20 protein-coding genes, 1 tRNA gene and 3 pseudogenes are annotated in these 20,255 nt (G+C 72.8%); 4 read left to right on the forward strand and 20 right to left on the reverse strand.

The window, feature by feature from the left end:
* Nucleotides 1-466: 466 nt before the first annotated feature.
* The 7 genes and pseudogenes from QPK52_RS10515 to QPK52_RS10545 all read right to left on the reverse strand — a co-directional run bounded on the left by QPK52_RS10515 (nt 467) and on the right by QPK52_RS10545 (nt 5,559).
* Nucleotides 467-901 (reverse strand): sensor histidine kinase, encoded by a 435-nt coding sequence (locus QPK52_RS10515; protein ID WP_410537175.1) that lies wholly within the window; start codon nt 899-901, stop codon nt 467-469.
* Nucleotides 902-1,125: 224 nt separating this feature from the next.
* Nucleotides 1,126-1,410: pseudogene (locus tag QPK52_RS10520) on the reverse strand (histidine kinase dimerization/phospho-acceptor domain-containing protein); the annotation flags it as partial.
* A gap of 146 nt (nt 1,411-1,556) precedes the next feature.
* The gene (locus QPK52_RS10525) at nt 1,557-1,898 is read right to left on the reverse strand and encodes a hypothetical protein (RefSeq protein WP_410537177.1); all 342 of its coding nucleotides are present in this window, start codon (nt 1,896-1,898) and stop codon (nt 1,557-1,559) included.
* Between the two features lie 95 nt (nt 1,899-1,993).
* A complete protein-coding gene (locus tag QPK52_RS10530; protein ID WP_410537179.1) occupies nt 1,994-2,152 on the reverse strand; it encodes a hypothetical protein in 159 nt (52 codons plus the stop codon).
* Between the two features lie 163 nt (nt 2,153-2,315).
* Entirely contained in the window at nt 2,316-2,984 is a 669-nt protein-coding gene (locus QPK52_RS10535; RefSeq protein WP_410537181.1) for an ABC transporter ATP-binding protein, read from the reverse strand.
* 36 nt (nt 2,985-3,020) lie between these two features.
* A complete protein-coding gene (locus QPK52_RS10540; protein ID WP_410537183.1) occupies nt 3,021-4,469 on the reverse strand; it encodes an ABC transporter permease in 1,449 nt (482 codons plus the stop codon).
* 202 nt (nt 4,470-4,671) lie between these two features.
* Complete coding sequence (locus QPK52_RS10545; protein WP_410540277.1) at nt 4,672-5,559, reverse strand: IS5 family transposase; 888 nt, start codon at nt 5,557-5,559, stop codon at nt 4,672-4,674.
* Between QPK52_RS10545 and QPK52_RS10550 the strand changes: the two are divergent.
* Nucleotides 5,447-6,124, forward strand: a pseudogene (locus QPK52_RS10550) (site-specific integrase); the annotation flags it as partial. The gene QPK52_RS10545 and the pseudogene QPK52_RS10550 overlap by 113 nt on opposite strands.
* Nucleotides 6,125-6,288: 164 nt before the next feature.
* Here the strand turns inward: QPK52_RS10550 and QPK52_RS10555 are convergent.
* Nucleotides 6,289-6,370 (reverse strand) — tRNA-Tyr (locus QPK52_RS10555).
* Between the two features lie 180 nt (nt 6,371-6,550).
* On the opposite strand from QPK52_RS10555, the gene QPK52_RS10560 reads away from it, so the two are divergent.
* From QPK52_RS10560 to QPK52_RS10570, 3 genes are all read left to right on the forward strand, one after another.
* The gene (locus QPK52_RS10560; protein WP_410537185.1) at nt 6,551-7,039 is read left to right on the forward strand and encodes a YajQ family cyclic di-GMP-binding protein; all 489 of its coding nucleotides are present in this window, start codon (nt 6,551-6,553) and stop codon (nt 7,037-7,039) included.
* A 176-nt stretch (nt 7,040-7,215) separates the two neighbouring features.
* The gene (locus QPK52_RS10565) at nt 7,216-7,608 is read left to right on the forward strand and encodes a hypothetical protein (protein ID WP_410537187.1); all 393 of its coding nucleotides are present in this window, start codon (nt 7,216-7,218) and stop codon (nt 7,606-7,608) included.
* A 111-nt stretch (nt 7,609-7,719) separates the two neighbouring features.
* On the forward strand, nt 7,720-8,658 hold the full coding sequence (locus QPK52_RS10570) for a restriction endonuclease (RefSeq protein WP_410537189.1): 939 nt from the start codon (nt 7,720-7,722) through the stop codon (nt 8,656-8,658).
* 16 nt (nt 8,659-8,674) lie between these two features.
* Here the strand turns inward: QPK52_RS10570 and QPK52_RS10575 are convergent, their stop codons facing one another.
* The 12 genes and pseudogenes from QPK52_RS10575 to QPK52_RS10630 all read right to left on the reverse strand — a co-directional run bounded on the left by QPK52_RS10575 (nt 8,675) and on the right by QPK52_RS10630 (nt 20,214).
* Nucleotides 8,675-9,088 (reverse strand): YccF domain-containing protein, encoded by a 414-nt coding sequence (locus tag QPK52_RS10575; protein ID WP_410537191.1) that lies wholly within the window; start codon nt 9,086-9,088, stop codon nt 8,675-8,677.
* Nucleotides 9,085-9,948, reverse strand: coding sequence for a zinc metalloprotease HtpX (gene htpX, locus QPK52_RS10580; protein WP_093660518.1), 864 nt, complete (start codon nt 9,946-9,948; stop codon nt 9,085-9,087). Before htpX ends, QPK52_RS10575 begins: the two co-directional genes overlap by 4 nt.
* Before the next feature lie 144 nt (nt 9,949-10,092).
* Nucleotides 10,093-11,628 (reverse strand): NADH-quinone oxidoreductase subunit N, encoded by a 1,536-nt coding sequence (locus QPK52_RS10585; protein ID WP_410537193.1) that lies wholly within the window; start codon nt 11,626-11,628, stop codon nt 10,093-10,095.
* Nucleotides 11,625-13,220, reverse strand: coding sequence for a complex I subunit 4 family protein (locus tag QPK52_RS10590; protein ID WP_410540279.1), 1,596 nt, complete (start codon nt 13,218-13,220; stop codon nt 11,625-11,627). Before QPK52_RS10590 ends, QPK52_RS10585 begins: the two co-directional genes overlap by 4 nt.
* Before the next feature lie 27 nt (nt 13,221-13,247).
* The gene (locus tag QPK52_RS10595; protein ID WP_410537195.1) at nt 13,248-15,326 is read right to left on the reverse strand and encodes an NADH-quinone oxidoreductase subunit L; all 2,079 of its coding nucleotides are present in this window, start codon (nt 15,324-15,326) and stop codon (nt 13,248-13,250) included.
* Nucleotides 15,323-15,760, reverse strand: a complete 438-nt coding sequence (nuoK, locus tag QPK52_RS10600) for an NADH-quinone oxidoreductase subunit NuoK (RefSeq protein ID WP_410537197.1) — start codon at nt 15,758-15,760, stop codon at nt 15,323-15,325. Before nuoK ends, QPK52_RS10595 begins: the two co-directional genes overlap by 4 nt.
* Nucleotides 15,760-16,404, reverse strand: a complete 645-nt coding sequence (locus QPK52_RS10605; RefSeq protein ID WP_410537199.1) for an NADH-quinone oxidoreductase subunit J — start codon at nt 16,402-16,404, stop codon at nt 15,760-15,762. The genes nuoK and QPK52_RS10605 overlap by 1 nt, the downstream gene beginning before the upstream one ends.
* Nucleotides 16,401-17,009: a NuoI/complex I 23 kDa subunit family protein gene (locus QPK52_RS10610; protein ID WP_410537201.1), complete on the reverse strand. Its 609-nt coding sequence runs from the start codon at nt 17,007-17,009 to the stop codon at nt 16,401-16,403. Before QPK52_RS10610 ends, QPK52_RS10605 begins: the two co-directional genes overlap by 4 nt.
* Nucleotides 17,009-17,971 carry a complex I subunit 1/NuoH family protein gene (locus QPK52_RS10615; protein ID WP_410540280.1) on the reverse strand — a complete coding sequence of 321 codons (963 nt, stop codon included), beginning with the start codon at nt 17,969-17,971 and terminating at the stop codon, nt 17,009-17,011. Before QPK52_RS10615 ends, QPK52_RS10610 begins: the two co-directional genes overlap by 1 nt.
* Nucleotides 17,968-19,151, reverse strand: a pseudogene (locus QPK52_RS10620) (NADH-quinone oxidoreductase subunit C). The gene QPK52_RS10615 and the pseudogene QPK52_RS10620 overlap by 4 nt, the downstream one beginning before the upstream one ends.
* Entirely contained in the window at nt 19,148-19,852 is a 705-nt protein-coding gene (locus tag QPK52_RS10625) for an NADH-quinone oxidoreductase subunit B (RefSeq protein WP_410537203.1), read from the reverse strand. Before QPK52_RS10625 ends, QPK52_RS10620 begins: the two are co-directional and overlap by 4 nt.
* Nucleotides 19,843-20,214, reverse strand: coding sequence for an NADH-quinone oxidoreductase subunit A (locus QPK52_RS10630; RefSeq protein WP_093660500.1), 372 nt, complete (start codon nt 20,212-20,214; stop codon nt 19,843-19,845). Before QPK52_RS10630 ends, QPK52_RS10625 begins: the two co-directional genes overlap by 10 nt.
* Between the last annotated feature and the right edge of the window lie 41 nt (nt 20,215-20,255).

Raw genomic sequence — 20,255 nt, forward strand, 5'->3', positions numbered from 1 at the left:
GCCGTCTCCCTCGTGTGGCGGCGCTAGGATTCGAACCTAGGAAGGCTGAGCCGGCAGATTTACAGCCTCCCTTTGGTTGGCCGGACATAGCTACCTTGATCAGCGAAGACACGAGCAGCAACAAGTCGTAGTGGGCCAGTCGTCCACACCTCGTCCATACGACAGCTCCGCCACCGCGCCTAGGCGGTTTCGTCTGGATCATCGGGTGGCCCAGAGGAAGGCGTCTGGCTGTGGCGTCCTGCCAGGTAGATGGTCGTGGTCTTCTCGTAGCGGGTGGCGGTGCCGCGCCACTGCTTATGACGGTTGATGCGCCAGCTTCGGGTGCGCGGCCGAGTTGCTGAGTGGGAGCGGGTGGCGAGCGAGCAGACCGTGGCCGCCGTGCGGGAGCCGTTGCGGGCCTGCTCAGCGGGACTTCAGCTCGGGCCGAAGCGTTCTGCCGGTCGGCCGGACTGCCAAGGGAGCGCGATCAGCTCGGTGCGGGGAGTGGCAGGACGAGGCGGAAAGTGACACCGCAGCCTTGGCCCGGGTCGAGTTCGAGTCGGCCTCCGTGGCCTTCGGCGATGGCCGTGGCGATGGCCAGGCCCAGTCCGGAGCCGCCTCGCGCCCGGGTGCGCGCGGGGTCCGCCCGGTAGAAGCGCTCGAACACGCGCTCCGCGTCGGCGGCCGTCAGCCCCGGGTCGTCGTCCTCGACCTCGATGACGGCGACCCGGGTTCCGGCTGGGAAGGGCGGTGCCATGCTGACGCGTCCCGGCGCGTTGGTGCCACCGGTACGGGTGCCAGCCCGGCCCGCCCCCACGCGGACGTGGATGCGGGTGCCGGGTGAGGTGTGGGTGTGGGCGTTCGACAGCAGGTTCTCGACGATCTGCCGGAGGCGGTGGGGGTCTCCCACGACTTCCACCACATCCAGTTCCCCTTCCCCTTCCCCGGCGTCGGCGGGGCGGTCGGGCAGGGGGACAGGCTCACGGGGTGGCCTGGTCGCTGCAGGGCTGCCGAGCTAACCGCGTCTGCCGCCAGGGACAGCAGGTCCACGTTTTCCTGCTGGTAATCGGGGTGCCGGTCCAGTCCGGCGAGCAGTTGGAGGTCGTCGACGAGCAGGCTCATCCGCTCGGCGTTCTGCGCGATGTGTCGGTCGGCTTCCTGCCGCTCCCTCGCGGTGCGGCGGTCGGAGCGCAGCGCGAGCTGGGCGAACCCCTGGATGGCGGTCAGCGGGGTACGCAGTTCGTGCCCGGCGTCGGCGACGAACCGGCGCAGCCGCCCCTCCGACGCCTCACGCTCTTGCAGGGCCTGCTGCAGTCGGTCGAGCATGGTGTTCGGTACGGCGCCGAGCCGTCCGATCTCGGTCCGCGGATCGGTGTCCGGCAACCGCAGGTCGAGCTGCCCGGCCGTGAGGGCCTCGGCGGCGCGCTCCATCCGGGTCAGCGGCGGCAGGCTCAGCCGGACCACCTCACGGCCCAGCACCCACAGGGCTACCACGGTGACGACGAGCAGCAGGCCGTTCAGCCAGAGGATCTTCGACGTCGCCCCGTCCACGGTGTCGAGCGGCAGCGCGACGACGGTCAGATCGTGTGGTCCGGCCCGGCGCAGGACGCGCCAGTTCCCGTCCCCGGCGTCGGCCGCCACCGAGGCCGGGCTGCCTTCCGTCGGCAGGAGACGGTCGATGCTGTCGGGGAGCCGGGGCCCTGCCTGTCGTCCGAGCCGAGTGTCTGGAGCAGGCGGTTGCCGCGGGCGTCGTAGAAGTAGACGCGGAAGTCCGACGGCAGCGCCCCGGGTTCCGGCTCCCCGGGACGGCGCGTGTCGAGGAAGGCGGGCGCCGGCCGGAAGTCCGCGAGCCACTGGTCGACCCCGTCGAGGAGCCAGGACCGCAGGACGACGAAGCCGATCAGCTCGGCGGCCAGCACGGCCACAGGGTGGCCAGCACGGTGACCCCGAGGAGGAGACGCCGGCGCAGTGAGCGGGGCGTGCGGAGGCCGGCCAACGGTCCGCTGCCCCGTGGCTAGCGCGCGGCCTCGGTCGGCGCGGAGACTCCCGTGTCGGTGCTCCTCACCTGGTAACCGGTGAGGCTCAGCGTCGACTCGAGCAGTGTGCGGATGCTGGGCTCGTCCTCGACGACGAGAAGCCGGTGCTGCCGCTTCTCTTCGGTCCGCTCGGTCATGTCGGCACTACGATCCGTTCTCCCAGCGGGCCCCGGCACTCGCCGTCCCGTCCTGGAGGTGCCCCCGCACCGGGTCTGGTGCGCCGTCGGCGTGTGAGACGCGCCGGGCCCGGTGCGGGGCAAAGCGGGGTCGGCCAGAGGTGTCGTGGCACTTCGCGTGAGGTCAGGACGACGACAGGGTGCCCTTGCGGAGCGTGACCGCCCGGGGGGCCTGCTTGGCTAGGTGGGAGTCGTGCGTGACCATGACGAAGGTGAGTCCGTCCTCCTTGCAGCGGATCTGCAGGACGTCCATGATCTCGTCGCGGGTGGACTCGTCGAGGTTACCTGTCGGCTCGTCCGCGAGTAGTACTTGCGGCTTCTTGACCAGTGCTCGGGCGATGGCCACCCGCTGCTGCTGGCCGCCGGACAGCTCGCTCGGCACGTGGCCCCGCCGCTCTCCCAGCCCGACCGAGGAGAGGGCCTCGGCGGCCAGTTCGTGTCGCTCCTTCGGCTTGATGCCCAGTGGTACGAGGGCCGTTTCGACGTTCTCCTGGGCGGTGAGGGTGGGGATGAGGTTGAAGCTCTGGAAGACGAAGCCGATCTTCTCGCTGCGCAGGCGGGTCAGACGGGCCTCGGGCAGCTTCGCCAGGTCGACACCGTCGAGCAGCACACTGCCGGAGGTCGGCCGGTCGAGGCCGCCGAGCATTTGGAGGAGAGTCGACTTGCCGCCGCCGGTGGGACCCTTGATGACCAGGTAGTCGCCGGTGGCGATGGTGAGGTCCACTCCGGCGAGCGCGTCGACGACGCCCTTGCCGCGGGTGTAGCGCCGGGTGACGCCGGTGAGTTCGTACATGGTGTGGTTGCTCCTGCGGAGAGGGACGAGGACCGGTCAGGCGACGCGGGAGAGGGCGTCGGCGGGGCGGAGCCGGGAGGCACGCCACCCGCCGAAGGCCCCGGCGACGAGGCCGCCCGCGACGGCGAGGCCGACGGCCAGGGTGATCACGGAGAGGCTGACCGGCGCGGTGAGGACCACATCCAGCGTCCGTGCGGCGGTTTCGCGTGCGGCGCCGCCGGGGCCGCCACCGGGACCGCCCATGCCGCCACCTCCACCGGGGCCGCTCATGCCGCCACCGGAAGCGCCCAGCTCCGCGGAGAGCGACGGCCCGAACGCGGTGACCGTCCACGCACCGGCCAGGCCCAGCCCGATGCCCAGCGCACCACCGACCAGGCCCGTCACGACGGCCTCGCCGACGACCTGCCCGGTGACCCGGCGCGAGCGCCAGCCCAGTGCCTTGAGGGTGCCGAACTCCCGGACACGCCGGGCGACGGCGGACGAGGTGAGCAGGCCGGCGACCAGGAACGCCGCGGCCAGGACCACCACGGACAGCCAGCGGCCGACCGTCTCGGCGAGGCCGGACGCGGTGGACAGCGACCCGGAGACGGTGTCCGCCAGGTCCTCGGAGGTGGTCACGGTGGCGTCCGGAACGGCCTTGAGCACTGCGGATTCCACCGCACCGAGCTGCTGCGCGTCGTCGGCCTGCACGTAGACGGTGGTGATCTTGTCCTTGGCGTCGGCCAGGGTCTGCGCCTGGGCGAGCGGCAGGTAGACATTGGCGGCGGCGGCCCCACTGGTCGCCGTGGCCACGCCGATGATCTCGAACTTGGTGTCGCTCACCGTGACCGTGTCACCGGTCGCGAGCTTCTTCTCCTTGGCGTAGGCGTTGTCCACCACGGCCACCTTCGCCGATGTCTCGGACGTCTCGAAGCCGCGTCCGTCGGTGATCTCCGAGGAGGACAGCGGGCCCATCGCCGGATGCGTGACGTCGGTGCCGTACACGGTGAAGCTGTCGATGGAGAAGTCGGCGCCGCCGCCCGTTACCTCACCGTCCGGGCCGCCGCCTGGCCGCTGCTGGAACTGGCCGCGGCTGAACTCGCCGTCGACCTTCACCACATTGAGGCTGAGCCCGCCCACGGCGTTCGCCACACCATCCGCCTCCGCCACGGCGGAGACGGTGGCGGCGTCCAAGGTCTGCAAGCCCTGCACCATGACCCGGTCACTGCTCTGCCGCTCACCGTCCTCCCCGTCACCACGCGCGTCGAAGCGGAACCGCGGCCGCTCGCCACCGGTCTCCGACGGCGGCTCCGGAGCCTTGGTGACGGTCATGTCGGTACCGAGCCCGTAGAGGGATTCCAGTACCTGGTCCTGGGCCTTCCCCATGCCGGTCGAGACAGCGTTGACCACGATGACAAGAGCAATACCGAGAGCCAGCCCCGAGGCGACGACCAGCGCCGACTTCCTCCGGCGGCGCAGCTCGCGGCGCAGATAGGTGAAGAACATGCGCCGCAAGCTAGGCGAGTGGCCTGGCAGCACCGTGAGCGTTGTGTGAGAGAACGCTGAGAGTCTCACCGGGACGGACACTGCTCTTGGCCGGCGGCGAGGGTCAGTTGGATCGTCGGGCGGACCAGAGGAAGATGCCTGCGACGTGGAGTCCGGCCAGGTAAATGATCACGGTCTTCTCGTGGCGGGTGGCGATGCCGCGTCACCGCATGAGGCGGTTGATACACCGCTCGACGGTGTTGCGCTGCTTGTACGCCTCCCGGTCGAAGGCAGGCGGTCTGCCACTGGCTCTTCCGCGCCGCATCCGGTTGGCCCGTTGGACGGCCCGTTCCGGGATCGCCGCGCGGATACCGCGTCTGCGCAGGTGGATGCGGACCTCGCGCGAGGAGTACGCCTTGTCGACCAGGACCACCTCCGGCCTGGCGCGGGGCCGTCCACGGCGGCGAGGCACACGCAGGCTGGCCATCACCTCGGTGAAGGCGGGTGCGTCGCCGGCCTGTCCGGCGGTGAGGACGAACGCCAGGGGCCGGCACCGGCCGTCGGCCGCAGGATGGATCTTCGTGGTCAGTCCGCCGCGGGAGCGGCCTATGGCGTGGTCGTCCGGCTCACCGCCAGGGCCCCTCTTTGCGAGCCCCGGAAGCGTGCCGGTGAGCACGCACGATCGTGGAGTCCACCGAGACCGTCCAGGCCAGGTACTCGTCCGCGTCGGCCTGGGCCACCAGCGCGGTGAACACCCGCTGCCAGATGCCATCGACAGCCGGTTGTAGACGCCCCGTGAGTTGCCGTACCTCTCCGGCGGGTGCACCCATTGGGTACCGGTCTGGAACTTGTAGGCGATCGCGTCGATCACCTCACGATGATCCCGCCACAGCGGCCACCCCGCTTCGGTGTCCGGTCCGGGAGCAACGGCTCGATCCGCGCCCACTGCGCATCGGTCAACGGCACACCCGGACCAACGACCGACTGATCCAAACGAAGAGGAGGTGGATCCGGCGTGCGTGCCGGACCCCGGGCAGGCCGCGAAGCTCTTGGCTTCTGTACGGGACCAAAGTCCCCGTGGCCGCCGCCTGGTCGCCTTCTTCGGCTGCATGTACTACGCGGCGGCACGGCCGGCGGAAGTCATCGGCCTGCGCCTGCAGGACTGCGACCTGCCCCGCCGAGGGTGGGGCACTCTGCGGCTCCGGGAGACTCTCCCGCGCTCCGGGTCGGCCTGGACGGACAGCGGCGAAGCGCACGACCGGCGAGGGCTCAAGCACCGGCCCCGGAAAGCCGTCCGCACCGTTCCGATCCCGCCCGATCTCGTGAACCTGCTTCGGTGGCACGTCACCGCGTACGGCGTCGCCCCCGACGGGCGGCTGTTCCGGACACAACGCGGCGGGCTCATCCAGGACACCGGATACGGCGAGGTGCGGGCGGAAGCCCGTGCGCGTGCTCTCACGCCTGATCAGTGCGCGTCGCTGCTGGCGAAGCGCCCATATGATCTTCGCCACGCCGTCGTGTCCACGTGGCTCAGTTCCGGGGTGGAACCGCAGGAGGTAGCCGCACGCGCCGGCCACAGCGTGGCCGTGCTGTTCCGGGTCTACGCGAAGTGTCTGGACGGCGGCGCCGCCACAGCGAACGCCCGGATCGAGCGGGCGCTGAAGAACGGCAACTAGGAGGGCCGGAAGCTGCCCCACGCCTGCCCCACACGGACTGGTCAGCACCCGAATCAGGGTGAGACACACTGGGAAAAAGCACGCATAGCAGCCAAGGTGCGCCTGTGAACGCCGAAAGGGTCTGCGATCAACATTGCTGCTGGTCACAGACCCTTTCAGTCTTGTGGCGGCGCTAGGATTCGAACCTAGGAAGGCTGAGCCGGCAGATTTACAGTCTGCTCCCTTTGGCCACTCGGGCACACCGCCTGGGATTGCCGCCTCGGGGGCGTTCGCTCCCTGGCAACGCGCACAACCATACCCGATGGTGGGGGGTGGTCCGCCACCTGGTTGTCCGGCAGTGGATCACCGCCGCGGATGACTAGGCTGACGGCGCGGGCCGAGCCGGGCCGCACCCTGACGGATCTACGCACGAGGAGCCAATCCACGATGGCCGACTCCAGTTTCGACATCGTCTCGAAGGTCGAGCGGCAGGAGGTCGACAACGCCCTCAACCAGGCCGCCAAGGAGATCTCCCAGCGCTTCGACTTCAAGGGCGTGGGAGCCTCCATCGCCTGGTCGGGCGAGAAGATCGAGATGCGGGCCAACTCCGAGGAGCGGGTCAAGGCCATCCTCGACATCTTCCAGACCAAGCTGGTCAAGCGGGGCATCTCCCTGAAGTCCCTGGACGCCGGGGAGCCCCAGGTGTCCGGCAAGGAGTACAAGCTCTTCGCGTCGGTCCAGGAGGGCATCTCCCAGGACAACGCCAAGAAGATCGCGAAGATCATCCGCGATGAGGGCCCCAAGGGCGTCAAGGCGCAGGTGCAGGGCGACGAACTGCGCGTCAGCCACAAGAGCCGGGACGCCCTGCAGGAGGTCATCTCCCTCCTCAAGGGCAAGGACTTCGACTTCGCGATCCAGTTCACCAACTACCGCTGAGCACCGGGCCGGCGGTGGACGCCGGCCGCTGGGCGAGGACGGAGGGGCACCCGCCGGACGGCGGGTGCCCCTCCGCGTCCCTCCGGGGCGGCGGGGAGGGCGCCGGGAGATTGGCGGCACCGCACGGCGGGCACCCGGAGACGGGAACTTCCACGCGTACGGGCCCAGGAGGACGTATGGGAAAGAAGGCCGTGCGGGCCGCTCTGCCGGCCGCGTTGCTGTTCGGTGCGCTCTCGCTCTCGGGTTGCGGAGACGGCGGCACCGGGGAGGAGATCTCCGGGACCCTGGCGCGCAACAGCGCGGCCGAATCCGGCGAACTCGCCTTCGACCAGGCCGGGCACGAGATCGACGGCGACCTCACGTGCACCGACGAGGGCACCGGGGAGAACCTGAAGGTCACCTGCGAGGGCACCACCGTGGACGGCGGGCAGGCCCGGATGGTGGCCGACGCCGGCAGCGACCCCCGGATCGAGACGGAGGGCGGCGTCACGTTCGAGGGCTTCACGATCGTCGGCACGGTGGACGGCGAGCAGGTCTTCCGGGAGAACTGCATCGGCGTCGGCTGCTGACCTTCGTGCAGCGGGCCGCTCCCGGCGGCCTGTTGAAACCGGCGGGGCGGGGCAGACGGCAGTGGTGAGCAGTGATGTTCCACGCCGAACCGCCAGGGGGGATCCGCACCGATGGCCGTATCCGCGCGCCGGACGCGTACGCCGGACCGCAAGCCCGTCTTCGACCTGCGGGTGACGGCCCTGGCCTTCGTGCTGGCCGCCGTCGTCCTGCTGGGTGTGTGGTTCGCCGGACGCGTGGCGCTGGACGCGGCCCGGCGGCATCCGGTCGCGGCGGTGGCCGTCTGCCTGATCGCCGTGCCCGCCGCCGTGGCCGGTCTGCGCAGCGGGCGCCGCTTCCGGGCGTCCAGGGCCGCGCGGCGGGCGGCCACGGTCCTGACCGAGGCCGCCGAGACCGCGCTGGACACGCTGGAGGAGGAGGTCCCGGGCGGGCCGGGGAGCGGGGACCGCGCGGGGCGCCCTCCGGAGCCGGCGGAGTACGCGGAAGCGGCGGAGTACGCGGAGCCGGCGGAGTACGCGGAAGCGGGCGGAGGCCCGGGGGCGGCGGTCCGCCCCGGCCGGCCCGACTACGACGCCATGGGGGCGGAGGAGTTCGAGCAGGCGGTCGCGGCCCTGTGCGAGCGGGACGGCTGCCGGGAGGTGGAGGTCGTCGGCGGCGCGGGCGACCTCGGCGCCGACGTCGTCGCCACCGCCCCGGACGGGCGGCGCGTGGTCATCCAGTGCAAGCGCTACAGCGGCACCAACAAGGTCGGCTCGCAGGACGTGCAGCGCTTCGGCGGCACCTGCTACACCGTCCACGAGGCCCAGGTGGCGGCCGTGGTCACCACCGGCGACTTCACCGCGCCCGCCGCGGAGTACGCGGGGCAGTGCGGGATCCTGTGCTTCGACCGGCACGCGCTGGCCGCCTGGAGCGACGGCACCGGACCGGCTCCCTGGGAGGCGGCGCGGGAGGGCGCGGACGAGCCGCCGGCCGGGGCCGGCCGGCACGGCGGCCCGTGCGACGGCGTGTACGGCCGGGACGGCCTGTACGACGAGGGGGCCGCCCGGCCCTGAGGCCCGGCGGAACGGCCTAGCGGGGGGCCGGGCCCCAGCGGTACGACGGGTACGCGGCGTCGCTGCGGACGATCTCGCGGCCCAGCGGCATCAGCGAGACCGGCACCATCTTGAAGTGGGCGATGCCGAACGGGATGCCGATCACCGTCAGGCAGAAGCCGATGCCGGCGGCTATGTGCCCCAGGGTGAGCCAGATCCCGGCGAAGACCAGCCAGACGAGGTTGCCCACGGCGGAGGCGGCGCCCGCGCCGGGCCGCTGGACGACGGTGTACCCGAAGGGCCACAGGGCGTAGACGGCGATCCGGAAGCAGGCGATGCCCCAGGGGATCGTGACGACCAGCAGGAAGCAGACCAGGCCGGCGATCGCGTACCCCAGGGCCAGCCAGAGGCCGGAGAAGACCAGCCACAGGATGTTGAGCAGCGTCCTCACAGGCGCCTCCCGGCCATGCGCTCGAGCCGGGCGATGCGCTCGGCCATCGGGGGGTGGGTGGAGAACATCCTGGACAGGCCGTCCCCGGGGCGGAAGGGATTGGCGATCATCATGTGGCTCGCGGTCTCCAGCCGGGGCTCGGGAGGCAGGGGCAGCTGTTTGGTGCCGGCCTCCAGCTTGGCCAGGGCCGAGGCCAGGGCCAGCGGGTCGCCGGTGAGCTGGGAGCCGGAGGCGTCCGCCTCGTACTCCCGGGAGCGGCTGACCGCGAGCCGGATCAGGGACGCGGCGAGCGGGCCGAGCAGCATGATCAGCAGCAGCCCGACCAGGCCCGGTCCCTCGTCGTCGTCCGAGCGCCCGATCGGGATGAGCCAGGCGAAGTTGACCAGGAACATCACCACCGAGGCCAGCGCGCCCGCGACGGAGGCGATGAGGATGTCGCGGTTGTAGACGTGGCTCAGCTCGTGTCCGAGGACTGCGCGCAGCTCCCGCTCGTCCAGGATGCGCAGGATGCCGTCGGTGCAGCAGACGGCGGCGTTGCGCGGGTTGCGGCCGGTGGCGAAGGCGTTGGGCGCCTGGGTCGGCGAGATGTACAGACGGGGCATGGGCTGACGGGCGGCCGTGGACAGTTCGCGGACCGTCCGGTACAGGCCCGGGGCCTCGAACTCGCTGACCGGGCGGGCTCTCATGGCTCGCAGGGCGAGCTTGTCGCTGTTCCAGTAGGCGTAGGCGTTGGTGCCGAGCGCCAGGACGACCGCGACGAGCAGCCCGGTGCGGCCGAAGAAACCGCCGATGACGATGATGAGTGCGGACAGTCCCCCGAGTAGCAGGGCGGTCTTCAGCCCGTTGTGCCGGCGGTGCACGGTACGCCCTCCAGGTGGTGCGTCAGGGGGGATCCCCCGTGTGGCCCTTCGTTGTGGCGGTGCCTCCGTCCGAAGGCGGATTCGTGGACCCTTCCGATGAGGTCAACGCCACGTGAAGGCGCCGGGTTCCCGGGCCGCCCCGGTCTAAAGCAGCACGTCGGCGGCGAAGCGCAGGGCGAGCTGGGGAGCACCCGAAAGGCCGACGGCGATCAGCCCGGTCAGGGCGATCGCGGCCGTGAGCGGCGCGGCGACGCGTACGGGGGCGGGCGCGGGCGCGGCGGCGAGTGCGGGTGCGGGTGCCCGGAAGAGCTGCGCCGTCCACGCCAGGTAGTAGTACAGGGCGATCACGACGTTCACCGCCATCACCGCCGCCAGCCAGCCCAGTCCCGCGTCCACGGCCGCGGAGAAGACCGCGACCTTGGCGAACAGGCCGATGATCCCCGGCGGCAGCCCGGCCAGGCAGAGCAGGAAGAAGGCGAGGGCGAGGGCGGCCGGGGGGTGGGCGGCGTACAGGCCGCGGTAGTCGGTGATCCGGTTGGCGGCGGCGGTCCGGCCGACGTGGGCGGCCACGGCGAAGGCGCCGAGGTTCACGGCGGCGTACATCAGGGCGTACGCGACGGTCGCGCCGACGGCCCGCCCCGGCTCGTCGGCGTACGCCGCCGCGGCGATCGGCACCAGCAGGTAGCCCGCCTGGCCGACGGAGGACCACGCCAGCAGCCGCACCGCGCTGTGCGCGCGCTCCGGTCGCTGGCGCAGGGCGGCGACGTTGCCGGCGGTCATGGTGAGGGCTGCCAGGACGGCGAGCGCCGGGCCCCAGACGTGGCCGTAGGAGGGGAAGGCCTGGACGGTCACCAGGATCAGCCCGGAGAAGCCGACCGCCTTGCCGATCACCGACAGGTAGGCGGCCACCGGCAGGGGGGCGCCCGCGTAGGTGTCGGGCACCCAGGAGTGGAAGGGGACGGCGGCGGTCTTGAACGCGAAGCCGACGAGGGTGAGGGCGACTCCGGTGGCGGCCAGGGTGTCCAGCCCCGGGGCGGTATCGCGCAGCCTCTCGGCGACCCGGTCCAGGTGCAGGGAGCCGGTCGCGGCGTAGACGAAGCTGACGCCCATCAGGCTGACGGCGGTGGCGGTGACCGAGGAGAGGAAGAACTTCAGGGCCGCCTCGGAGGAGCGCCCGTCCGCGCGGCGCAGTCCGACCAGGGCGAAGGAGGGCAGGGAGGCGACCTCCAGCGCCACGATCAGGGTCGCCAGGTCGCGGGCGGCGGGCAGCAGCGCGGCGCCGGCGGCGGAGGCCAGCAGCAGGAACCAGTACTCGCCGCGCGGCAGCGCCTCGTCCCGTACGGCCGTCATCGACAGCAGGGCGGCGATCAGGGCGGCGCCCAGCACCAGGAACTGGACGGCCAGGGTGAACGGGTCGGCGACGTAGGAGCACACCGCCGGATCGGCGGTGAGGCAGAAGGTGGTGCGGTCACCGCTCCGCAGGGGCAGCAGGCTGAGCGCGGCGAGCGCGAGGACGGCGACGGCGACCGGGCCGAGCAGCGGCTTGCGGCGCTCGGGCAGGAACAGGTCGGCGACCAGGACGGCCAGCGCCCCCAGTGCGGCGAGGGCGGGCGGGGCGATGGTGAGCCAGTCGACGGACTGGACGACCGACCGGACGGGGTCCTGGGCGAGCGCGTTCATCGGCTGACTCCCGGCAGGAGGTTCTGCACGGCCGGATCGGTGAGCCCCAGGAGGACCGCGGGCCACAGTCCGGCCAGGACGGTGAGGACGACGAGCGGGATCCAGGCGGCGAACTCGTGGCCGCGTACGTCCGTCAGGACCGTGCCCGGGGCGGGGGCGGCGCCGGGGGCGTGCGGCGTCCCCATGCAGACCCGGCGCACGACCACCAGCAGATAGGCGGCGGTCAGCAGGGTGCCGAGGGCCGCGAGGGCCATGAAGACCAGGTACGCGGGCCGGCTGAGCCCGTCGGCGGGGTGGTACGCCCCCAGCAGCGCGAGCATCTCGCCCCAGAAGCCGGCCAGTCCGGGCAGGCCGAGGGAGGCGACGGCGCCGAAGGCGAGCAGCCCGCCGAGCCGGGGGGCGCGTCCGTACAGCGCCGCGCCCCCGCCGCGCTCCCCGCCGCCGCCGAGCGCGAGCCGGTCCAGGTCGGTGGTGCCGGTGCGGTCCTTGACCGCGCCGACGAGGAAGAACAGCAGGCCGGTGATGAGACCGTGGGCGATGTTGGCGAACAGCGCGCCGTTGACGCCGGTGCGGGTGAGGGTGGCGACGCCCAGCAGCACGAAGCCCATGTGGCCCACCGAGGAGTAGGCGATGAGCCGCTTGAGGTCGCCTCCCGCACCGGACCGGGACAGGGCGAGGCAGGCCAGCGATCCGTAGATGATGCCGGTGACCGCGAAGGCGGCCAGGTACGGCGCGAGGGTGTGGATGCCGTCGGGGACGACCGGCAGGACGATCCGGACGAAGCCGTAGGTGCCCATCTTCAGCAGGACGCCCGCCAGCAGCACCGAGCCGACGGTCGGGGCGGCGGTGTGGGCGTCGGGGAGCCAGCTGTGCAGCGGCCACATCGGCGTCTTGACGGCCAGGCCGATGCCGATGGCGAGTGCGGCGAGGAGCTGGGTGGTGTGGGTCAGGCCCCGGCCGCCGTCCTCGGCGAGCGCCGTCATGTCGAACGTCGGGCCGCCCTCGGCGCCCAGTCCGACCAGCAGCAGGCCCAGCAGCATCACCACGGAGCCCAGCAGCGTGTAGAGGATGAACCTCCACGCGGCCCGCTCCCGCCCCGCGCCGCCCCAGCGGGCGATGAGGAAGTACATCGGGATCAGGACCGTCTCGAAGGCCAGGAAGAACAGCATCAGGTCCAGCACGGCGAAGGTCGCCAGGGTGCCGGCCTCCAGCAGGAGCACGAGCGCGACGAACGCCTGCGGACGCGGGCCCTCGGGGGGCCGGTGGTAGCTGTACAGGGCGCACAGGAAGGTCAGCAGCGCCGTCAGGACGAGCAGCGGCAGCGAGACGCCGTCGGTGCCGAGGTGGATGCGGACGCCCAGCGCCGGGATCCAGCCGATGTCGGTCTCGGCCTGCATGGTGCCGGGCCGGTCGTGGTCGAAGCCGAGTGCCAGCACCGCGGTGGCGGCCAGTACGGCGCCGGTGACGGTGACACCGTGGCGCAGCACGGCCTGCTCCGGGCTGCGCCCCCGCAGCCCGGGCGGGGCCGGCAGCAGGGCGGCGCCCGCGCCGAGCAGGGGCAGGACGACGACGGCCGCCAGGAGCAGCCGCATCGCGGTGTCGTTCAGGGGGATCACTGGTCACGCTCCGGCGGCGACGAGGGCGGCGGCCACGGCCAGGACGAGGGAGCCGGCGAGCAGGAGACCGAGATAGGTCTGCACGTTGCCGGTCTGGGCGCGGCGCACGGCCGCGCCCAGCAGCCGGGCGGTGCCGCCGGCGCCGCGCACGTAGGTGTCGACGACCTCGCGGTCGAGGAACCGCACCAGCCGTGCCGCGGCCAGGACCGGGCGTACGGCGACGGCCGCGTAGAGGGCGTCGAGGTGGAAGCCGCGGGCGGCGTGGCGGTGCAGCGGGCCCAGGAGGAGCCGGCCGGGGTCGGCCGGGTCGTCGGCGGCGGCGATGTCGCCGTAGACCGCCCGGTGGGTGGCGATGGCCTCGGCCTCGGAGACCGCCGGCTCGGCCTCCGGGTGGGCGGCGACGGCTCCGAGCGGGGCGCGGGCGGCGGCGGTGGCGGTGCTGTGCCGCCAGGCCGCGTACATCACCACGATGCCGGCGGCTGCCAGACCGGTGCCCAGCACGGAGGTGGTGAGGGTGGGGGCGAGGGAGCGGCCGTCGAACCAGTCGGGCAGGGCGCCGTAGAGCAGCCCGGCGGCGATGGTCGGCCCGGCCAGCGCCCACAGCACCGCGTTCATGACCGCCGGCTGCCTGGCGCGGCCGGGCGCGGTGTTCCCGCCGGGCGCGGCGCTCCCCCCGGACGCGGTGCTCTCCCCGGACGCGGCGAAGCCGCGGCCGTGGAAGGCCAGCAGCCACAGCCTGGTGGCGTACGCGGCGGTGAGCGCGGCGGTCAGCAGCCCGGCGAGCAGGACCGTCCAGCCCACGGCGGGCGGGACCGCGTGGGCGGCCCCGCCGGCGGGGTCGAGGGCGGCGTGCTCGGCGGCGGCGAGGACCGCCTCCTTGGAGAAGAAACCGGCGAAGGGGGGCACGGCGGCCAGCGCCAGCAGGGCGACGGTCGTCGTCCAGTAGGCGTCCGGCGCCCGTCCGGCCAGACCGCCGGTGCGGGACATCGCGGCCAGGGAGTTGGTGCCGGCCGCGTGGATGAGCACACCCGCCGCGAGGAAGAGCAGCGCCTTGAACACGCCGTGGGAGATGAGGTGGAAGACGGCCGCGCCGCGGTCGGCGACCGCCAGGGCGCCGGTCATGTAGCCGAGCTGGCCGACGGTGGAGTAGGCCAGGACCCGTTTGATGTCGTCCTGGGCGAGGGCGGCGAGCGCCGAGCCGACCATGGTGACCGCCGCCATCGCGGCCAGGACGGCGAGCGCGGCGGCGGAGGAGGTGAAGACGGGCAGCAGCCGCGCGACGAAGTAGACGCCGGCCGCGACCATGGTGGCGGCGTGGATCAGCGCGGAGACCGGCGTCGGTCCCGCCATCGCGTCCGGCAGCCAGGTGTGCAGCGGGAACTGGGCGGACTTGCCCGCGACGCCCGCGAGCAGCAGCAGCGCGACGACGGTGGGGTGCTCCAGCTCGAAGCCGGACAGCGGAGAGGTCAGCCGGGTCACGATGGTGCTGATCCGGAAGGTGCCGGCCTCGGAGGCCAGCGCCAGGATGCCGATGATGAACGGCACGTCGCCGAGTTTGGTGACGAGGAACGCCTTGAGGGAGGCGGAGCGCGCGGCGGCCGTCTCCCAGTAGTGGCCGACCAGGAAGTACGAGCAGATGCCCATGACCTCCCAGCCGACCAGCAGCACGATCAGGTCGTCGCTGTAGACGACCAGCAGCATCGCGGCCGTGAAGAGGGAGACCAGCGCGGCGTAGGAGGGGTAGCGCGGGTCGTCGCGGAGGTAGCCGGTGGAGTAGATCTGCACGCAGGAGGCGACGGCGGCGACCAGGACGGCCACGAGGGCGGCGAAGCCGTCGAGGTGGAAGGCGAGCTCGACGGGGAGGGCGTCGTTGCCGGTGGGGGCCAGCCGGGTCGAGCCGGTCAGTGCGCCTTCCCCGCCCTGGCGTACGGCGACGGCCGTGGCGAGGGCGGCCGAGGTGAGGGTGGGCAGGACGGCCAGGGGGCGGACGTAGGCGGGGGCGCGGCGGCCGAGGAGGAGCCCGGCGAGGGCGCCGAGGAAGGGCAGCAGCGGGACGAGGACGGCGAGGGTCGTGGTGCTCACGCGGTGGCCTCTCCCCTGGTCAGACGCGTGTCGGTGGGTCTTCCGGCGGGGTCGCGCACAGGGCTGCCGACGGGGTTGTCGGTGGCGTCTGCCACAGTGGTCCCGTCACTCTCGGTAGCGGTCCGGTCGGTTTCGGCGAGGTCGCGGAGTCGGTCGATGTGGGAGGTGCCCCGGTTGCGGTGGACGAGCAGCACGATGGCGAGGCCGATGCCGATCTCGGCGGCGGCGATGGTGATGGTGAAGAGGGTGAGGGCCTGGCCCGCGTGGAGGGTGTCGCGGAGCCAGACGTCGAAGGCGACGAGGTTGAGGTTGACGGCGTTGAGCATCAGCTCGACCGACATCAGGACGAGGATCGCGTTGCGCCGGGCGAGGACGCCGTACAGACCGGTGCAGAAGAGGAGGACCGCCAGGACGGCGGGATAGGCGAGATGCATCAGCGCTCTCCCCCGCCCGCGGCCCGGGTTCCGCTCCCGCCACCGCCGTCGCCGTCGCCGCCGGTCCCGTTCCGCCCGTTCTCGCGGCGGGACAGGACGATCGCGCCGACGAGGGCGGCGAGCAGCAGGACGGAGAGGGCCTCGAAGGGGAGCACCCAGTGCTGGAAGAGGATCCTGCCGGTGACGTCGGTGGTGCCCTGCGGGGCGCCGTCCTCCAGGTCGATCCAGGTGGTGCGGAAGGCGTCCACCACGACGGTGACCAGGACGGCCGCGGCGGTGATGGCGACCGCGAGGGCGACGGGGCGGTTGCCGGAGTCGGCGTCCGGCGAGCGGCCGATGGGCGCCCTGGTGAGCATCAGTCCGAACAGGAGGAGGACGACGACGGCTCCGACGTAGATCAGCACCTGCACCCAGGCGATGAACTCGGCGGACAGCAGCAGGTACTCGACGGCGATCCCGCCGAGCGCCACCACCAGCCACAGGGCGGCGTGCACCAGTTGCCGGGTGGTGACGGCGGTGATCGCGGCGCCGAGGGTGAGGAGGCCGACGAGCAGGAAGAGGATCTCGACACCGGTGGGAGACAGGAAGCCGGGGGTGCCGGAGGCGGCCGAGGCGGAGGCGGCGAGGTTCGCGGTGGCGCTCACGCGTCACCGTCCCGCTGCGGTGTCCCCGGCTGCCCGGTCCTGTGCCGACCGGCCTCTTGCTGCCCGGCCTCACGGCTGCGGGCTCCGGCGGCGAGCTGCTTCTCGGCGGCCTTGCGGGCGGCGGCGATCTCCTTGGGCTCCTCCGCGGCCGGGTCGAGCGGCGGCGGGGCGGGTACGGTCCACATCCACTCGCGCAGCCGGTCCCGCTCGTGGACGAGATCGCGGATGTCCGTCTCGGCGTACTCGAACTCCGGGGACCAGAAAAGCGCGTCGAAGGGGCAGACCTCGATGCAGATGCCGCAGTACATGCACAGGGAGAAGTCGATGGCGAAGCGGTCCAGGACGTTGCGGCTGCGCTCGCGCCCTCCCGGAGCGGCGGGCGGCACCGTCTCCTTGTGGGAGTCGATGTAGATGCACCAGTCCGGGCACTCGCGGGCGCACAGCATGCACACCGTGCAGTTCTCCTCGAACAGCCCGATCACCCCGCGGCTGCGGGCGGGCAGCTCGGGCTGGACGTCCGGGTAGTGCGCGGTTACCGAGCGCCGGGTCATGGTGCGGAGGGTGACGGCCAGGCCCTTGGCCAGGCCGCTGCCGGGGACGGCCATTACTGGATCACCACCTTGACGACGCCGGTGAGCGCGATCTGGAAGAGGGCCAGGGGGACGAGCACGGTCCAGGCGAGCCTCTGGAGCTGGTCCTCGCGCAGCCGGGGGTAGCTCACCCGCAGCCAGATGACGACGAAGGCGAGGACGGAGGTCTTCAGCAGTGTCCACAGCCAGCCGAGGTCGGCGGCGAACGGCCCGTGCCAGCCGCCCAGGAACAGCACCGTGGTCAGGGCGCACAGCACGACGATGCCCGCGTACTCGGCGAGCAGGAAGAGCGCGAAGCGCAGACCCGTGTACTCGGTGTACGCGCCGAAGATGATCTCGGAGTCGGCGATGGGGGCGTCGAAGGGCGGACGCTGGAGCTCGGCGAGCCCGGCCGTGAAGAAGACCAGGGCGCCGGTGATCTGCCACGGCACCCACCACCACTCGAACGCCTCCAGGATGCCGGGCAGCGAGAGCGTCCCGGCGGCCATGGCGACGGAGGCGGCGGCGAGCAGCAGCGGCAGTTCGTACGCCATGAGCTGGGCGGCGGTGCGCAGACCCCCCAGGAGGGAGAACTTGTTGGCCGAGGCCCAGCCGCCCATCAGGGAGCCCAGCACACCGACGCCCATCACGGCGAGCACGAAGAAGATCCCCGCGTCGATCGCCTGGCCGACCATGCCGTCCGGACCGACCGGGATGGCGATCAGCACGAGGAGGTAGGGGATCAGGGCGACGGCCGGCGCGAGCTGGAAGACGCGGCGGTCGGCGTCGGCCGGTACGACGTCCTCCTTCTGCGCGAACTTCACGCCGTCGGCGACGAGCTGGGCCCAGCCGTGGAAGCCTCCCGCGTACATCGGGCCGACGCGGCCCTGCATGTGGGCCATCACCTTGTGCTCGGCCTGGCCCACCACCAGGGGAAGGACGAGGAAGGCGAGCAGGACGGCGAGCAGCCGCCAGGCGACGTCGAGCACGTCCATCAGGCACCGCCTCCCGTCGCTCCGCCCCCGGTGCCGCTGTCACCGGTACCGCTGTCACCGCTGCCGTCATCACCGCTGCCGGTGCCGTCGCTGCCACTGTCGGCGCCGCCGGCGCCGGGCTCCCGCGGGGCCTCGCGTTCCGGTTCCGGGGCGTCGCCCTCGGGGGCGTTCGCCACCGAGGCGCCGCCGCCCTCGCCGAGCGGGACTTCCGTCCGCTCGTCCGTCGCGTGGACGCGGCGGGCGGCCTCGGCCGAGGTCTCGCCGGACGGCTCCACCGGCTTGAGCCAGGGCGCGTCCGTGCTGCGCCGTCCCGGCTCCGCGGCGGCCCGCTGACTGGCCGAGCCCTCCGACGCGCTGCGGGAGCGGCGCGGCGTACGGGCCGCCGGGGCCGACTCCGCCCGCTGACTGGCCGATCCTTCGCTCGCGCTGCGGGAGCGGCGCGGCGCGGCGGCCTCCGGGGAGGCCGCTCCGGCGGCGCGCTGGCTCGCGGAGCCGGCGCTCGCGCTGCGGGTGCGCCGCGGGGGTCGCTCCCCGCGGCGCCCGCCGCCCGGCCGCGTGCCGGGCGGGCGGCGGGCGCGGGGAGCTGCCCCTTGAGCGGACCCCACTCGTTCGGGTCGGGCACACCGGGCGGCAGTGTCTGCCGCCGCCTCGGGCCGCCCTCCGCGGGCTCGCCGGGCTCCTTGGCGCCGGGCCACGCCTTGGCGACACGGGCCGCCAGCACGAAGTCCTTGCGCAGCGGATGCCCCTCGAAACCGTCGGGCAGCAGCAGCGGGGCCGGGTTCGGGTGGCCGGTGAAGGAGACGCCGAACATCTCGTGCGTCTCCCGCTCGTGCCAGGCGGCCCCGGCGTACACACCGGTGGCGGTGGGCAGTTCGGGGCTCTCGTGCGGCACGGTCGTCCGCAGCAGCAGCCGCCGGACCGGTGTGCCCAGCGCGGCCAGGTGCGCGCAGACGCGGAAGCCCTCGCCCGGCTCGTCCACGGCGCTCAGCCAGTCGAAGAACGTGCAGCCCAGCTCGTCGCGCGCGGTGGTCAGCGCCTCGGTCCAGCGGGCGGCCGGCACGTCGGCGGTCAGCAGCCCGTACGCCTCGGCCGCGCTCGCGCCCTCGCCGAAGATCTCCTCGGCGGGCCGGGGCAGCCATCCGGCGGCGGACGGCCGCGGGTCCGGTGGGTTCCGCCCGGTCATGCGCGCCCCTCCCCCGGTGCCGGGCCCGGAGGCGGGGGCGGTGCGACCAGGCCGCTGGTCAGGGCCGCTGCCGAGGGGCCCGGCTGCCCGGCAGGGCCGTCCGGGGCGGCCGGCCCTGCCGGCGCGGGCCCGGCGGCGTTCCCGTAGCGCTCGGCCGTCGACTCGCCGGCGATCTTCTCCTGGAGCTTGAGGATGCCCTGGAGCAGCGCCTCGGGCCGGGGCGGGCAGCCGGGCACGTAGACGTCGACCGGGATGATCTGGTCCACGCCCTTGGTGACGGAGTACGAGTCCCAGTACGGGCCGCCGCAGTTGGAGCAGGCGCCGAAGGAGATCACGTACTTCGGCTCGGGCATCTGCTCGTACAGACGCCTGATCGCCGGGGCCATCTTGTCGGTGACCGTGCCCGAGACGACCATCAGGTCGGCCTGGCGCGGTCCCGGCGCGAAGGGGATGACGCCGAGGCGGATGAAGTCGTGGCGGGACATCGACGCGGCGATGAACTCGATCGCGCAGCAGGCCAGCCCGAAGTTGAAGACCCACAGGCTGTAGCGGCGGCCCCAGTTGAGGACCACCTTCATCGGCTCGGGGGCGAGCCGGGCCAGCCCGCCCAGGCGGCGGGGCTCCGGCGGGGCTGCGGAGACGGGGATGCCGGGTGCGCCGGGGGTGTCGGGGGTCCGGGGGGTCCGGGGGTTCACGTCCATGCCAGAACGCCCTTCTTCCAGGCGTAGAGCAGTCCCACGGCCAGGAAGCCGAGGAAGACGAACATCTCCACCAGTGTCACTCCGCCGAAACCCGGTTCGGCGAAGACCGTCGCCCAGGGGAAGAGGAAGATCGAGTCGACGGCGAAGACGACGTAGAGAAAGGCGTACACGTAGTAGCGGATCTGGGTGTGCGCCCAGCCCTCGCCGACGGGATCCACCCCGCACTCGTAGGTCAGCAGCTTCTCCGGCGTCGGCACCACGGGCCGCAGCAGCCGCCCGGCGCCGAAGGCCGCCGCCACGAAGAGCACCCCGACGACCGCGACCAGTCCGACGACCGCGTAGCCGTGGAAGTAGTCCGGCACGTCCGCCCCTCGCTGTGTGGTGTTCGCATCGGTTACGACGC

This window comes from Streptomyces sp. KL2 (genome assembly GCF_046529545.1).
Lineage (GTDB): Bacteria > Actinomycetota > Actinomycetes > Streptomycetales > Streptomycetaceae > Streptomyces > Streptomyces radiopugnans.